Below are 14,754 nucleotides of genomic sequence, written 5' to 3'. Positions count from 1 at the left end.
GCCGCCGGTTTCGGTTGCGGTGACCTTGAAGTTGGCATCGAGTTTGACGGTGGCGTGGGTGCCGTCCGTCTTGGTGACGTGTGCTTCGTAGGCGGCGCTGCCGTCGTCTTCGGTGGTCATGTTCTCGACCGTGGCGCCGGAGTTGGCGGCGAGGACGGCGTCCTTGACCTTGGTGGCGGTGTCGCCGGTCAGGGCCGTTTCGTTCCCGTGCGCGGCCCCTTTCGAGGCAGGCGCGGACGGGCTGGCGGTGGAGGTGTCAGTGGTTGCGGCGTTGGCCGGCAGGGCCATGGCGGTGAGAGCGCCGCCGCCTGCGACGGCGCCCATCAAGGCAACGCCCGCAGCGATTTTCCGGACTTTGTTCACGTTGGTGCTCCTTAGAAGTTCAACTCCGACGGTTTCGAAGCTATCCCTATCCTGGAACCCCATACTTTCGTGCCTCTGTACCTACCCTGTGCCTGGACTGTGACAATTCCTGCCGACTCACAGCACGCGGATCGGGGCGCCAAATGGAGACTAGAGGTTCGTCATCCCTTCTGCGGCGTCGTTGTAGCGTCCGCCCTGCACCTGGATCTTGGAGGCAGCGTCCTGAATCTCGCCCAGTTCCTCCGCAGACAGTTCGACCTTGGCGGCACCGATGTTCTCCTCCAAACGGTGCAGCTTGCGCGTACCGGGGATCGGGACGATCCAGGGCTTTTGCGCAAGGAGCCAAGCCAAGGCTATCTGACCTGGCGTGGCACCCTTTCGTTGCGCGATGCTTGCCAGCAGTTCGACGACGGCGGCATTGTGCTCGAGCGCTTCCGGCGCGAACCGGGGAATGGTGCTGCGGATGTCGTTGCCGGCGTCGAAACTGGTGGCCGCGGTAATGGTTCCCGTCAGGAAGCCTTTGCCGAGCGGGCTGTAGGGCACAAAGCCAATGCCCAGTTCCTCACACGCGGCCAGCACTTCCTCCTCGGGACGGCGCCACCAGAGCGAGTACTCACTTTGGACAGCGCTCAGGGGCTGCACTGCATGAGCCCGGCGAATTGTCGCCGCCGAAGCTTCAGACATGCCGAAGTGCTTCACCTTGCCGGCTTCAATCAGTTCCTTGACCGCACCCGCAACGTCCTCGATGGGAACGTCAGGGTCCACGCGGTGCTGATAGTAGAGGTCGATGGCGTCGACGCCGAGCCGGCGCAGCGAGCCGTCCACCACATCCTTGATGACCTCGGGGCGGCTGCTCACCCGACCGCTTGGCTTGCGTTCGGCGGGATCGATGTCCCACCCGAACTTTGTCGCGATCACCACCTGCCCCTTGTACGGGGCGAGAGCTTCGCCAACCAGTTCCTCGTTGGCGTACGGACCATAGATTTCGGCAGTGTCGAAGAAGGTCACGCCCCGGTCTACAGCGGCGCGGATCAGCGAGGTCATTTCCCGCCGATCCGGCTTTTCGCTGTATCCACCGGTCATGCTCATGCAGCCCAGCCCGACGGCGGAGACCTCCAAACCGTGGGTGCCCAGTGTGCGCTTTTCCATGGTTGGTCCTCCTGTGTTGTAGAAACGGGGGCGAGTCTCGCCGTCAACACTAAGGAAACGTCGGTACCGCAGGGAGTCCCTGTCAGTACCTCCCTCATGGGGGGATCTCATGGGGGGAGCGCCCGACGGCGACCCGCCGCCGTCGGACGCTGGAACTGCGCATCAGCACGCTGGTCGGTTACGAACGTCGCTCGAGACATGCTGCTTGAGCAGCGAGCCTCCGGCTTCTGCCTTCAGTTCACGGTCTTCAACCATGACCTGCCCCCGGAGGACCGTCATGCTCGGCCATGCGGCCACCTCGTAGCCGTCCCACGGAGTGTAGTCGGCCTCGTGCAGGTCCTCAGCGTGGATGGCCCGCTTCACTGTGGTGTCCAGGACCGCCAAGTCGGCGTCACTGCCCACCGCGATCACGCCCTTCTGCGGGTACAACCCGAGGATCTTCGCCGCGTTGGCGGAGGTGATGTCAACAAAGCGGGTGACATCGAGACCGCGTTTGGCCACCCCTTCGGTGTACGCGACCGCCATGCGCATCTCGACGCCGGCATGACCGCCCGTGGCGTCAAGAATGGTCTTGCCACGGGTCTTCACCTCGAGGTCGGTGCACACGCCGTCGGTTGCCAGGGTGCTGAGTGAGCCTTCGAGTAGCGATTCCCACATGGAGTCGCGATCGGTTTCCGATTTCAAGGAAGGGTAGGTGTGGTAGATCGCGCCGTTCTTCTGTTTATAGTCCTCGGCCGTGAAGTAGGCGTAGTGGGGGAGGATCTCGCCGTAGACCGCTTGGCCGCGTCCCCGCGCCTCACGGATGGCGTCCACGCCTTCGCGGGCGCTGACGTGCATAAGATAGATGGGCGCACCGACGTGCTCGGCGAGCGTAATGACTCGCTGGAAGGACAACTTTTCCGAGAGGTTGTTGTGGGCGTGGTGCATGTTCTCCAGCCCTATCCTGCCTTCGCGCTGCAATTGCTTGTAGGCATACATGACGATGTCGTCGTCCTCGGCGTGCACCGCCAGCATTGCCCCGGCCTGGGCTGTTTGTTGCATGAGCCCCCAAATATTGCCGAGGTCCGTCTTCTGCTTGGGGCGCGTCGGGGTGGTGTTGGTCATCCAGACTTTGTAGCTTCCATGGCCGGCTGCGACTGCGTCGGGAATCTGTTCGAGCACTTCGAACGGAATCTCCGGTTCCTTGAACGTGCCGTGCAAGGCGTAATCTGTGTAGCTTGACCCAGCCCACTCGGCCGATTTGCGGGCAAAGGACTCCGAGAGCTCATCGCCGGGTTGCCAATGCGCGAAGTCCACCAGGGTGGTGGTGCCACCGTAGATGGCGCCCTCACTCACGCGATCAGGGCCAAAACACTTGATTCCGCTTTCGGCCGCCGTCGGAAGAACGGAGTTGGTATGGACATGTGGGTCCACACCGCCGGGGACAACCAATTGGCCGCGGAGATCGACCGTACGTGTCGCCTCCTCCGTGGGGCCGAGGCCAGTCTCCCGAAGGGAGACAATCTTGCCTCCCGCTATGCCGATGTCCAGGGTTTTGGCGCCAGACGGGGTAACGACCAGGCCGTTGGTGAGAACGAGATCAAGCATCAGGGGGTCGCGCCTTTCAGAGTTGGTGAGGGGTCAGTGTTGGTGAGGATCAAGGGAAAACGGTGTGGACGTGAAGTAGCGGGCGGCGAGCGAGACTTTTACGGAGGCGCGCGCGTTGACCAGTTGGGAGACAGAGACATCCGCGGCCGCGCTCATCAGCATCGCCGTTTTCTCCCGGGTCCACTTCCGGTCGGCCTGCAGGAGTTCGAGCATGTCGTCGAGCGCCAGCCGGGCGGCGTCGTCGAGCGTCTCGCCGTCACCGATCGTGATGACGGACCCCCCGGACAAGACCACAGGCCGTTTGACGGTGACCCCGGCCAGAACGTTGCAGGAGAGAACAACGCTGCCCTCAACCTCCACGGCGGTGAGGGAGCACTCGCCGTCGCCCTGTACTGCGTGGAGGTCTCCGGCATAGAGCAGGGCGTGGGCGCTCTGGACGGGCAAGATGACGGCAGAGCCTGCGGTCACGTCCTTGCAGTCCATGTTGCCGCCGTGCACCCCGACCGTGCTTGAATTGGGATTCTCATCGGCCGGTGCCACGCCAATCTTGCCGATCATCGGCCGAACGGGAATCCGGATATCGTCGTCGAACCGGACATTCCCGTCCTCAATGTCGACAATCCGGCCGGATCGGCCCAGTCCATCCGTGAAACCGCCGCGCCCGGGGAGCGTGACCATTGCGCCCCGATCGGCGATTCGGATCTCGTGGATGTCAACGCGGAGTGTGTCCCCCGGATTGACCCCGCGGACAGCCACCGGCCCCGTCACTGGGATCGATAGCTTCTCGTATTCGCCGGTGCGTTCGAACAAGCCCCCGGTCAGTAGGCTCCTTGCCTCGAGCAAGAATAGCTCGCCCTGGTTCACTTCGATCACGGGAGTCGCGTCTCGGTCAAAGGACCCCGACGCCGATTCATGGCTTGCGTGGAGCATGTTGAGCATGCTGCCCCTTTCGTTGAGGCGGTGGGGAAAACCTAGGCGGTGGGGTAGACGGGCAGTGCCCACTTTTGATCGGCGGCAACACGCCCGACGACGGCCTGGCGGTAGGCATGCTGCAGCTGGCGGGTTAGTTCGCCGGCTGTTCCGTCGCCGATGGGCGTGCGGTCCACCGACGAGACGTGGTTGATTTCGGCGGCGCTGCCGCACACGAAGATTTCGTCAGCCGAGTAGAGTTCCGTGCGGTCGATTGCCCGTATGTCCACGTCGACGCCGAGCACGTTTCGTGCCAGATGAAGGACACTGTCCCTGGTTATTCCCTCCAGGATGCTGTCCGTTGCGGGGGGTGTGCACAGCCTGCCTTGGCGGACCATGAATACGTTGTAGCCTGCGCCTTCCGCAACATGGCCATCCTCGGTCAACAGAAGAGCAGCGTCGTATCCGTTGCGTCGAGCCTCCAACATGGCGAGGCGTCCGTTCTGGTAGTTGGCGATCGACTTGACCCTGGGGGGCATGGAGCGGTCGGACAGGCGGGCCCAACTGCTGATCTGCACATCCAGTCCGCTGGCCCCGAAGTAGTTGCCCATGGGGATGGCCGCCATGAATACGGTGACCGGTCCAGTGTCTTCGGGCTTGCCATCGCTCGAGTCGACGAATACTTGTGCGCGCATGTGGAGGTTCCCGCGCAAATCGTTCGCACGCACGAGGCCGAGCAATTGTTCGCTCAAGACGCCGATGTCGCGCGGCCCGTCGATTTCCACAACCCGCATCGAGTCAATCAGCCGGCGCATGTGGTCGGCAACCCGGAAAGCGTAGAGTTGCTGGTCCTCATCGCTCCAGTAGGCACGGAACCCTTCGAATACGCCGACGCCGTACTTCAACGTTGTGCTCAGGACATGGAGCTTGGCATCTGCGTACTCCACCAGTTCGCCATCGCGGAGCAGGTAACGCACGCTGGGTTCGAATGCAGGCGCCTTGGTGTCGGTCACAGTTGCGGATTCGCTCAGATTGGTCATTGTTGTCTCCAAATCTTGTTCGGAAAACAGATCAGGGGCTCGGCTTCACACCAAGGTTGACATCCGTCTTCATCTTACTGCCGGTGTTGTCACCATAATGAAGATGCTTGAAGGTCCTGTCAACAGTGACCATTGACACTCGATGAAAGACTTCAATAAAGTGATGAAACTTCGATATGCAAAATCTCGGCAGGATGTCGAGTGGCTGGAGCCCGGATGCACCAGTCAAAAGAAGACTTTCACCTACACCCGTCAACCGGATCGAGTGCCAATTGAGTGAAACTACGACAGTCGAGTCCCGGACTCCAGTGACGTCCCTGGGCGGACGTGCGTCGAACTGGGCCAAGCAAAGCAGGGCCTGGGCGTACAAGCGATCAGGGACGGTCCTTGTCGTCGTCGCCGCCGGCATCATTGTGGGACTTCCACTTGCGGCGATTCTTCTCCGACTTCCCCAAAACCCCCTGCAACCGGACGTGGAATCCATGGCCCTGGCCCCCAACACCGTTCATTGGTTTGGCACGGACGGCAACGGCATGGACGTGTTCTCCCGCACGATTGAATCGGCGCGGCTCGACCTTCCCATCTCGCTAGCGGCGACGGCCATTGCCCTAGTCATCGGCGTTCCGTTGGGCTTGTTCGCCACTACCGGGATGGCTGGGGAAGCGATCATGCGGGTGGTTGACGCCTTTGCCGCGCTCCCTATAATCGTGATCGCGGTGGTTTCCATCCAACTCATGGGCGGCGGAGCCACTGATGTCATCCTCGCCATCGCCCTGGTTGCAGCGCCGCGATTTGTTCGCCTATCCCGGGCAGCGGCGATCTCGCTCCGCTCCTCCAGGTACGTGGAGGCTGCAGTCGCCATCGGATGTTCGCCCATTCGTGTGGCCTTCAACCACATCTTCAGGAACGCCTACGGCGTGATCCTGGTGCAGGCCACGCTCACCACGGCCGGGGCATTGAGCACGATTGCAGCCCTGAACTTCCTGGGCGTCGGCGTCAAGCCGCCCCAGCCAAGTTGGGGCGCGATGATCGAAGACGGCGTCAGCATGCTGATCCGGGGTCAGTGGTGGGCCGTGGCGTTTCCCTCGCTGGCCTTGCTGGTGGTCATCGGCTCGCTCAACATCATTGCCGGCGCCATTGAGAACAAGATGGAACGAGTGGAGCACACCCGATGAACAAGGCCCTCCAAGTCACGGAACTCGAAACCGAGTTCCACACTCCCAAGGGTGTGGTCCGGGCATTGCACCGAGTTTCTTTTGACGTGCAGGACAACGAGATCGTCGGAATTGTCGGCGAATCCGGCTCAGGCAAATCGACGGTAGTCCGTTCCATCACCAAGTTGTTGATGCCGCCGGGCAAGGTGTCGGCCGGCACTGTTACCTTCGCTGGGCGCAGTCTCCTCGGGCTGCCCGAGCGGGAGATGCGCCAAATCAGGGGAAAGGACATCGGATTCATTGCCCAGAATCCGTTCAGCGCCTTGAACCCGGTGACCCGCATCGAAAAGCAGTTTGCCAATATCGCCAAGGCGCACGGAGTGAAGGTAGATCCCTCGGAGCGCAACCGTGCACTGCAGCTATTGGAATCGACGGGAGTCCGCGACCCGGAGCGCGTCATGCGCGGTTACGCGCACGAACTCAGCGGCGGTATGGCGCAGCGCGTGGTCATCGCCATGGCGCTCTACCTTAATCCCCAGCTGGTAATCGCGGATGAGCCGACGACGGCGCTCGACCTTACCGTCCAGCGACAGGTGCTTGACACCCTTCGCCGCCTGACGGTCGAGAGCGGCCGCTCGATGCTGATTGTGACCCATGACCTTGGTGTGGTGGCCGCATACTGCAACCGCGTGCTGGTGATGTATCGCGGAAGCATCGTGGAACAAGGACTCGTTGCCGACGTTTTCGTTCGCCCGCAGCATCCTTACACCATCTCCCTGCTCAACTCCGTGGTGCGTCCCGAAGACGAGACGCCGTACGTGCCAGACGGCGGGGAGACCCCGGATGCCGGGGAGCCGGAATCACCAGACCCCTCGAAGGTCCAATTGTCCGAAGCCCGGAGGTCTTGAGAATGCCGCTCCTTGAACTCGTGGATGTCACGAAGATCTTCCGCACTCCTTACGGAGAAGCACGCGCCGTCGACGGCATCACCCTGTCCGTGGAGGCCGGCGAGACGCTTGGCATCATCGGCGAAAGTGGTTCCGGCAAGTCGACGCTCGGCCGCTTGATCCTGAGATTGGTCGAGCCGGACTCCGGATCTGTTGTCATCGAAGGGCAGGACGTGTTAGCCCTCAGCCGTGGCGAACTGCGCAAGAAGCGCCGCCATTGGCAGATAGTCTTCCAAGAACCTTTCGCTTCATTGAACCCGCGCCTGACGATCCGGCAGATAGTAGAGGAGCCGCTCGTCGTCGCCCGGATCGGCACCCGCGCCGAGCGGCGATTGCGGGTCTTGACGACCTTGGAAGAGGTTGGCCTTTCGGCTGATTTCATGGACCGGCGTCCGGCGAACCTGAGCGGCGGTCAACAGCAGCGCGTAGGCATTGCGCGGGCTCTGGTGACGAATCCAAGCCTGGTGGTCCTGGACGAGCCAACATCCTCGCTTGACCTGACCATACGGGCCTCGATTCTCCGTACCCTCGCGCGCCTGCGGGCTTCGCGGCGCCTGACGTACGTCTTCATTTCGCATGACATCGAAACTGTGCGGCATTTTTGTTCCACGGTGGCCGTGATGCATCGCGGAAAAATCGTCGAGGTTGGCCCTACTCAGGAGGTGTTGATGGCGCCACAGCACCCCTACACGCAATCGCTCATTTCCGCCGCACTGCCAGTGGTTCCCTATGCCGCAACCGTTGCCACCACGAATCTTCAGGGGCAGATTTCATGATCCGCTACATCATTTCAAGGCTCGTCATTGCAGCCTTACTGCTGTGTGGCCTCATTACGCTCAGTTTTGGCCTCGTATCCCTTCTTCCCGGGGATCCGGCGGTGGCGCTGCTGGGCGAATACGCAACGCCAGCAGACATCGCCCGTATTCACGCTGAGCTTGGCCTGGACCTGCCTTTCTGGGAACGCTACCTCGGGTACATGTCCAGAACCCTGAGCGGCGACCTCGGCCATTCGCTCTTCACCGGCAGTTCGGTGTCCGGTGAAATCATGACCCGGCTGCCCAATACCTTGATCTATTTGATACCCGGACTCGCCTTGGCCCTCATCATCGGCATGGCGAGCGGAACGTTCGCGGCATACCGCTACCGGCGCTTTGCCGACAAGACATTCACATTCTGGATATCCATCCTCATGGCGATGCCGGAATTCGTGCTGGCCCTCTTGCTGTTGTTCGTCTTCTATCAGCAACTGCGCATCGCGCCCGCGCCAATCGGCATGCTCTCCAGCGCCCAGATAACCCCGCCGCACGTCACGGGGTCAGTTCCCATTGACGCAATAATTGCCGGTCAATGGGCCACGTTTTCGTCAATCCTTGGCCGTGCAGTCCTTCCCATCGTCACCATGGGCCTGTTCTTCGCGGCACCGTTCGGCAAGACGGTGCGCTCTGGCCTCTTGCAGGTGCTCCAATCGCCGCAAATCGAGTTTGCGAGGGCCTGCGGACTGCGTCCAGCCCAGGTGTTCCGGTATGCCCTCAGTGACATTCGCGGCTCACTCATGACCTACTTGGTACTCCTTTTTGCCGCTTCCCTCAGTGGCGCGGCGATTGTGGAAAGCGTGTTTTCCTGGCCTGGGGTGGGCAGTTGGTCGCTCGACGGCGTGCTCAAAGGTGACGTTCCCGTCATTCAAGGATTTGTCCTCATCATGGGATCCACCAGCTTGCTCGGCTATGTCATTCTCGACGCCCTGATAACCCTTCTGGACCCCCGCACGCGCAGCAAGGCCGTGGCAGGACGGCGTCAGCCGAGGGAGCGCTCAACGCCTGCAATCACCTCAGCCAACTCCTGAGAACCCCTCCTCAATAACCCTTGAGAAGTCTTGACAGACATCTCCCGACTTCAATAGATTGAAGACATGTTCACTAAAGTGCATGAAGATAAAGTTATCGCCCTCGGTGGAACCATTCCGCTCGATGGCCGCGTTAGCTGGGTGCCAGCCGGAGCAACCGGCTTCCAGCCGTCGAATTGCTATCTCCTCAGTGAGGGTTCGGGCCGGCTGTTGGTCGATACCGGGCTCGCTGTTCACAGCCAGGAGATCCTCGATGACCTGGTTGAGCTGCTTGAAGATGACGGCCGGCTCTCCATGTTTTTCACGCGGAGCGAGATGGACTGCGTTTCGAACCTTGAACCCATTGCCGGGAAATTCGACATCGAGCGCCTCTTCACCGGCGGCGCCATCAACCCATTCGATGCCTTCGATGACCTCAGCCGCCTCGCGCTCCGAGGCCGTCGGCAGCAGATCGACCAGAAGGGAGAGGGCGGCGATTCCATGGCCCGGACCCCCGAGATCGAGGTGGCGCCCGGGCGTCACTTGACCATCGAGTCGCCGCTCCTGCGGCTCCTCCCGACCTTCTGGGGCTGGGACGCAAATACAGGAACCATCTTCACCTCCGATACCTTCACCCACGGGACCATGACGAGTCCGGAAGGTTCCCGGATCATTGACTCGTTGGCCCAGGACACCACCACGGCCAAGCAGGTTGCCGAGCATCTCTACGCGAAATACGAGTGGATCCCGCGGGCTACATGCGAGCCGCTACGGGAATGGCTCTCGGACAAGTTCGAGACTCTGGCCCCTGAAACCATTGCTCCTTCCCGTGGCTGTGTGATCCGCGGGCGCGAACTCGTCCGCCGGCACCTTGATTTCATGCTCGCCGCGTTGACACCGGAAAAGGCTTAGGAGGATCCCATGGAAGAACTAGTAGAAACAATGAGCCGCGACCTTCCGCGAGAGGTGGCCGACGGCGTCACCTGGATGAGTTCGTGCCTTCCGTTCCATCTCCAGGACCGTGTTATCCACGGGCACACCTCGACCTACCTCGCGCAGGGGACCGAGTCGTCAATCCTCATCGACACGGGCAATCCCTCCAGCTGGAACATCATCTCGAAAACCCTCGACGGTTTGCTGGGGGACAAGCCCCTGAGCTACGTCTTCCCGACCCACCCGGAGCTCCCGCACACGGGAAACCTTCCGCGCCTCGTCGAGAAGTACCCCGACGTCAAGATTGTTGGCGACATTCGGGATTACCACCTCTTCTACCCGCAGATCGTGCCCAACCTTCACGCCCGGGTTCCAGGGGACAGGGTGGATCTTGGCGGCGGATACGAATTCGTGATCGTCGAGGCGATGATCAGGGACCTGCCGAATACCCAGTGGGGCTTCGTGCCGAAGTCGGGTGTGCTTTTCACAGCCGACGGATTTTGCTACATGCACCGTCCGGAACTCGATGATGAGGATCCGGTGCACCTCCCCGGCGAATGTGGCCTGACAACAGATGAGCTCTCGGCACCTATTGCCGTCGAGAATGCTGCCTTCTTCACCGGCAGCGCGTTGTACTGGGCCAGATTCGCCAACGACGCCGACCAGGTTTACGACCGCGTCGGCAAGCTGATGGATGACCTTGGGGTCAAGATCGTGGCACCCACCCACGGCAACGTGATCACCAATATCCCGGAGGTAGCGCCCATCATCCGGGCCGGCCACAAGCACGCCTACCGTTACTAATCCACTGCCACGTCAGCAGCGCACTACTCGTAACACGTCCTTTCCCTCTGTACAGAAATTGGAACCAGGATTATGAAGAATTCGCGTCTATTGCTCGGCTGGTTCGCAGCCGCGGCAGCTGTGTCACTCACCGGATGCGCGGGGGCATCCCCTGCCGCCCAGGTGGCCAAACCCGAGTCGGTTGTTATCGCCGTCGGCGCCCTCCCGGACAGTCTCACCCCCGCACCTTGGGGCGGCAGCGCATCACATGTGGTGCTCAGCGGCCTCGGTTCCCAACTGCTTCAGTACAAGACCGGGGCAACGGACGGCGAATCGTGCTCGACGCCGTCCACCGCGGTGACCGGTCGGCTCGCCGAGAGTGCCGTAGCCGCCCCGGACGGCAAGGGGATCATCGTCAAGCTGCGGAAGCTCACGAGCCAAGTCGGGAATACGCTCTCGGCAGAGGACGTGAAATGGAGCCTGGCGATTGGCATGGTGCGCCAGCCAGTCATGAAGGGAACACTCAAGAGCAGCGGATTCAACGTGGACAACCTCGTCACTGTGATCGACGACCAGACTGTAGAGCTCAACACCCTCGGAATGACGTCCTACACGCTTGAGTCATTGCAAAACAACCTGTTCTACATCCACGACAGCAAGGAAGCGAAGCTCCACGTTACGTCGGATGATCCCACCGCCAACAAGTGGCTCTCCAAGAACCTGGCCGACTACAGCGGCTGGAAGCTCGAAGAGTTCACACCCGGAACCTCCCTGACGGTTACCGCGGACCCGAAGTGGGAAGGCGAGCGGGGATCGGTCAAGCGGGTTGTGGTCAAAGCTGTTGCCAACACAGCCACCCGGACACAACTTGTCAAGACCGGCGAGGCCCAGATTGCCAACGGCTTCGAATATGAGCAGTACGGTTCGATGTCCGGAGTCAGTGGCGTCAGTGTCCTGAAATGCACCAGCCAGACCCGCGACACCATGATGTTCAATACGAAGACCGGTCCTTTGGCAGATGAAAAGGTCCGCCAGGCCGTGTCCATGGCGATCGACCGTGACGCCCTGGCCAAGGGCGCCTACGCTGGTCTCGCTGACCCGGCGGGGTCGATCTTCCCAACGGTGAAGGGTTCGCCCACCTACAAATACGATCCTGAAGGTGCCAAGAAGCTGCTGGCGCAGACCCAGTACGCGAGTGGATTCCCGCTGACGCTCAGCTACAGCGTGAGCCGCCCGGGTCCAGTCGCGAAGAGTTCGGCCGTCCTCATCCAATCCATGCTGGCGAAGGTCGGCATCACCGTGCAGCTGCTGAATGTAGCGAGTCCGACCGACTTCTCCTCGGCGCTCATCGAAGGCCGCTTCCAAGCCGTCCTGTACTCCGAGCCGATTGTCATCGCCGATCCCGCGTTCTACACCTACGCGTTCTACTCCACCGGAGCTCCGAGCAACAGCACCGGATGGTCCAACCCTGAATTCGATGCCACACGGACTCAGCTGGCCTCCACACCCAGCGCGAATACCGACCAGCGGACAGCCCTGCTCAAGAAGATGGCTGGATTGGTGGATCAAGGCGCCCCGATTCTCTCCCTGGTGGAGGTCCGGAACCTGATCGTCAAGCAGGACACCCTTACGGGGGCCGTGCCGCTCACCAACGACCAAGTCTATTTCGCCGGTCTGGGCAAGTAAGCAACCCTACGAAGCGGGTAGTTCTGGCCGGCGGGCGACTGTCGGCCAGAACTCACTCGACCAAAGGTCCCTAAGACCCCAGATCCCCCGTAAAGGAAGAAAGCCATGATTGAAATTTGCGGCAAACCCGTGCGCGACACCCTCCAGGAGTTGCTCGATCCTGCCACCACCGCGCTGGTTGTCATCGACATGCAGGTGGGGGCCGTCTCGTCCGGTGGCGCAATCGGGGATTCCGGGCATGACATGACCATGATGCCGTCCGTCGTCGAAAAGTGCGGACGCGCCATCGCCGCGGCACGTGCCAACGATGTGCCGGTTTTCCACATTCGTGTCGAGAACCTTCCGGACGGCGCGAGCTCGCCGGCGGCCTGGTTGCGCGCCTTGTATACCGCAGCGAACGGTCGCCCCATTGACCTCGGCAAGCTCAGTGCCAAAGGGGACCCCGCGACGGAATTTTGCCAACCCTGCATGCCTGAAGACGGGGAAGTGGTGATCACCAAGCGACGCCCGAGTGCCTTCATCGCCACCGAACTCGCCTTGCTGTTGCGCAGCCAAGGGATTGAGTCGGTGGCGCTCGTCGGCGTTTCCACCGGCGGCTGTGTGGAAGCTACCCTACGCGACGCCGTGCACAACGATTTCTATGCCGTGCTGCTTGAGGATGCGGTGGGAGCCTACGACACCGTTGTGCACGACGCCGCGTTGACAGTCATGCGGGCCCGGCACGACGTTTGCACCCTCGATGAAGCGATTGCTGTCTGGGAGACAGCCAGCACCTCCTGAACCATCTGGATCCAAGGGAAGGAGTGACGATGGAAGGCTTGCTTGGTGGCCGGATCTACCGGCTCGGCGGGGACATCGAGCTGGACGAGCGCGTGAGCTGGTGCCCGCCTGGCATACGGCGTACGCAGGCGGTGAATTGCTATTTGATCAAGGGTCCGTCCGGGTCAGTGCTCGTGGATACCGGAGTTCGCCTTCACCAGGCGGACATCATCGAACAGCTTGATCGACTGCTATCACCCGGTGAGCCGCTGTCCATTGTCCTCACCCGCACTGAAATGGAATGCTGCCTCAACATCCCGGCAATCGAAGAACGCTTCACGGTTGGCTCCGTCTGGTACACCGGCGGAATCACCGTGCCGCGTTCGAAAGCCAAATCCAAGCGGATTGCCGTGGACCCCGGATCATCGATGCGGGTCAAGGTGATGGACGGCGTCGTCGTCGAACTCGTTTCACCGCTCCTCCGGCTTCTGCCGACCCTCTGGGTTTTCGACCCGGAATCAGGCGGGCTGCTGACCTCGGACGCTTTCACCCATGGGGGGAGTGCCGTACCGGAAGCTCGCGAGGGGCTCCGGAAATTTCGCTGGTTCTCCGGGGCGGATACCCGGCCGATCGCCCGGAACATCAGGGACATCTTTCGGAACCGTGATGTGCGCGCCGTCGGGCCGAGTTACGGAACACCCTTTGTTGGCACGAACGTGTGCCTCGATCAGGCGGGGGAACTGGCGCGGGCAATCGAGGAAATGGGTATTCAGTGAATGAGGATGCAGTGAAGCAGGATGCAGTCGAACTACGGTGGCTTGCTGACGGAACTTATTGGCTGGGTGGCTGCCTGTCGGCCAACGCCCAAGGGCAGGAAGTCCACTATCACGTCTCGTCCTATCTGGTGGTGGGTTCCAAATCGACCCTGCTGGTAGACACCGGGGATCCGGCCCACCGTGCCGTCCTTCTCGCCCAGCTGGAATTGGTTCTCGGCGAACGCCCCCTGGATTATGTCTTCCCGACCCATCCCGAAATCCCTCATGCCGGGAACCTGCCTGCCCTGCTGAACAAGTATCCGGAGGCGCTGGTGGTGGGCGACGTTCGTGATTACCATCTGCATTTCCCCGAATACCGGGCCAGGTTCAGGACCCAAACGGCAGGCAGCCGGATCGATCTCGGGGATCGGGAGTTCCGCTTCATTCCGGCCTTCATCCGGGACCTTGAGAACACGCTATGGGGCCACGACGACGGTGCCCGGATGATGTTTGTTTCGGACGGCTTTTCCTTCATCCACGATGTCCCCGCTGCGGGCAAGGCTGGGGCAGTAGCAGAGGACGACGACGAACCCGTCCACCTTCCCGGTCAGTGCCGTTTGCTGTCCGGCGAGATGCCTGAACCTCCCACCGTGGAGCAAGCGGCGTACGGGACCGGGAGGGCTCTCTACTGGACGAAATTCGTCGATGTCAGCGAGGCCTTCGACGCTATTGAGGCTTTGTTGGATGAGCTTCCTACGAGGCTGATCGGCCCGGCGCACGGCAACGTGATCGACGACGTCGACGGGATGCTCCGGACGTCGCTGGCGGCGCACAAAAGGGTCTATGCAGAAGGCCACTAATTGTATA

At 61.5% G+C, this 14,754-nt stretch carries 15 protein-coding genes; 10 read left to right on the top strand and 5 right to left on the bottom strand.

All coding sequences use genetic code 11. The annotated features are described in order from the left end of the window. From OOZ51_RS15000 to OOZ51_RS14980, 5 genes are all read right to left on the bottom strand, one after another. The coding region (locus OOZ51_RS15000; protein ID WP_265980588.1) for a hypothetical protein at window positions 1-363 on the bottom strand (363 nt) is incomplete at its 3' end. 150 nt (window positions 364-513) lie between these two features. Beyond that, window positions 514-1,512: an aldo/keto reductase gene (locus OOZ51_RS14995; RefSeq protein ID WP_265980587.1), complete on the bottom strand. Its 999-nt coding sequence runs from the start codon at window positions 1,510-1,512 to the stop codon at window positions 514-516. 162 nt (window positions 1,513-1,674) lie between these two features. Further along, window positions 1,675-3,099, bottom strand: coding sequence for a dihydroorotase (locus tag OOZ51_RS14990; protein ID WP_265980586.1), 1,425 nt, complete (start codon window positions 3,097-3,099; stop codon window positions 1,675-1,677). Between the two features lie 33 nt (window positions 3,100-3,132). After that, a complete protein-coding gene (locus OOZ51_RS14985; RefSeq protein WP_265980584.1) occupies window positions 3,133-4,038 on the bottom strand; it encodes an acetamidase/formamidase family protein in 906 nt (301 codons plus the stop codon). A gap of 32 nt (window positions 4,039-4,070) precedes the next feature. Continuing rightward, entirely contained in the window at window positions 4,071-5,048 is a 978-nt protein-coding gene (locus OOZ51_RS14980; RefSeq protein WP_265980582.1) for a branched-chain amino acid transaminase, read from the bottom strand. 272 nt (window positions 5,049-5,320) lie between these two features. Here OOZ51_RS14980 and OOZ51_RS14975 point away from each other — a divergent pair, with 272 nt between their 5' ends. From OOZ51_RS14975 to OOZ51_RS14930, 10 genes are all read left to right on the top strand, one after another. After that, the gene (locus tag OOZ51_RS14975) at window positions 5,321-6,223 is read left to right on the top strand and encodes an ABC transporter permease (RefSeq protein ID WP_265980580.1); all 903 of its coding nucleotides are present in this window, start codon (window positions 5,321-5,323) and stop codon (window positions 6,221-6,223) included. Then, window positions 6,220-7,110 carry an ABC transporter ATP-binding protein gene (locus tag OOZ51_RS14970; protein ID WP_265980578.1) on the top strand — a complete coding sequence of 297 codons (891 nt, stop codon included), beginning with the start codon at window positions 6,220-6,222 and terminating at the stop codon, window positions 7,108-7,110. Before OOZ51_RS14975 ends, OOZ51_RS14970 begins: the two co-directional genes overlap by 4 nt. Before the next feature lie 2 nt (window positions 7,111-7,112). After that, window positions 7,113-7,925, top strand: a complete 813-nt coding sequence (locus tag OOZ51_RS14965) for an ATP-binding cassette domain-containing protein (RefSeq protein WP_265980576.1) — start codon at window positions 7,113-7,115, stop codon at window positions 7,923-7,925. Next, window positions 7,922-8,992: an ABC transporter permease gene (locus OOZ51_RS14960; RefSeq protein WP_265980574.1), complete on the top strand. Its 1,071-nt coding sequence runs from the start codon at window positions 7,922-7,924 to the stop codon at window positions 8,990-8,992. Before OOZ51_RS14965 ends, OOZ51_RS14960 begins: the two co-directional genes overlap by 4 nt. 66 nt (window positions 8,993-9,058) lie before the next feature. Continuing rightward, window positions 9,059-9,883 carry an MBL fold metallo-hydrolase gene (locus tag OOZ51_RS14955; protein WP_265980572.1) on the top strand — a complete coding sequence of 275 codons (825 nt, stop codon included), beginning with the start codon at window positions 9,059-9,061 and terminating at the stop codon, window positions 9,881-9,883. 9 nt (window positions 9,884-9,892) lie between these two features. Continuing rightward, window positions 9,893-10,708 (top strand): MBL fold metallo-hydrolase, encoded by an 816-nt coding sequence (locus tag OOZ51_RS14950; protein ID WP_265980570.1) that lies wholly within the window; start codon window positions 9,893-9,895, stop codon window positions 10,706-10,708. A gap of 72 nt (window positions 10,709-10,780) precedes the next feature. Continuing rightward, window positions 10,781-12,373, top strand: coding sequence for an ABC transporter substrate-binding protein (locus OOZ51_RS14945; RefSeq protein WP_265980569.1), 1,593 nt, complete (start codon window positions 10,781-10,783; stop codon window positions 12,371-12,373). A 105-nt stretch (window positions 12,374-12,478) separates the two neighbouring features. Then, a complete protein-coding gene (locus tag OOZ51_RS14940) occupies window positions 12,479-13,153 on the top strand; it encodes a cysteine hydrolase family protein (protein ID WP_265980567.1) in 675 nt (224 codons plus the stop codon). A 29-nt stretch (window positions 13,154-13,182) separates the two neighbouring features. Continuing rightward, window positions 13,183-13,908: an MBL fold metallo-hydrolase gene (locus OOZ51_RS14935; protein WP_265980565.1), complete on the top strand. Its 726-nt coding sequence runs from the start codon at window positions 13,183-13,185 to the stop codon at window positions 13,906-13,908. An 11-nt stretch (window positions 13,909-13,919) separates the two neighbouring features. Continuing rightward, a complete protein-coding gene (locus OOZ51_RS14930; protein WP_265980563.1) occupies window positions 13,920-14,747 on the top strand; it encodes an MBL fold metallo-hydrolase in 828 nt (275 codons plus the stop codon). The last annotated feature ends 7 nt before the right edge of the window (window positions 14,748-14,754 follow it).

This window comes from Arthrobacter rhizophilus, from assembly GCF_026241105.1.
Classification (GTDB): Bacteria; Actinomycetota; Actinomycetes; order Actinomycetales; family Micrococcaceae; genus Arthrobacter.
This window is presented reverse-complemented; position numbering and strand designations above follow the sequence as displayed.

Coding starts and splice junctions, on each gene's coding strand:
- OOZ51_RS14995 (WP_265980587.1), bottom strand. CDS start 1,512: ATGGAAAAGCGCACACTGGGCACCCACGGTTTGGAGGTCTCCGCCGTC.
- OOZ51_RS14990 (WP_265980586.1), bottom strand. CDS start 3,099: ATGCTTGATCTCGTTCTCACCAACGGCCTGGTCGTTACCCCGTCTGGC.
- OOZ51_RS14985 (WP_265980584.1), bottom strand. CDS start 4,038: ATGCTCAACATGCTCCACGCAAGCCATGAATCGGCGTCGGGGTCCTTT.
- OOZ51_RS14980 (WP_265980582.1), bottom strand. CDS start 5,048: ATGACCAATCTGAGCGAATCCGCAACTGTGACCGACACCAAGGCGCCT.
- OOZ51_RS14970 (WP_265980578.1), top strand. CDS start 6,220: ATGAACAAGGCCCTCCAAGTCACGGAACTCGAAACCGAGTTCCACACT.
- OOZ51_RS14965 (WP_265980576.1), top strand. CDS start 7,113: ATGCCGCTCCTTGAACTCGTGGATGTCACGAAGATCTTCCGCACTCCT.
- OOZ51_RS14960 (WP_265980574.1), top strand. CDS start 7,922: ATGATCCGCTACATCATTTCAAGGCTCGTCATTGCAGCCTTACTGCTG.
- OOZ51_RS14955 (WP_265980572.1), top strand. CDS start 9,059: ATGTTCACTAAAGTGCATGAAGATAAAGTTATCGCCCTCGGTGGAACC.
- OOZ51_RS14950 (WP_265980570.1), top strand. CDS start 9,893: ATGGAAGAACTAGTAGAAACAATGAGCCGCGACCTTCCGCGAGAGGTG.
- OOZ51_RS14945 (WP_265980569.1), top strand. CDS start 10,781: ATGAAGAATTCGCGTCTATTGCTCGGCTGGTTCGCAGCCGCGGCAGCT.
- OOZ51_RS14940 (WP_265980567.1), top strand. CDS start 12,479: ATGATTGAAATTTGCGGCAAACCCGTGCGCGACACCCTCCAGGAGTTG.
- OOZ51_RS14935 (WP_265980565.1), top strand. CDS start 13,183: ATGGAAGGCTTGCTTGGTGGCCGGATCTACCGGCTCGGCGGGGACATC.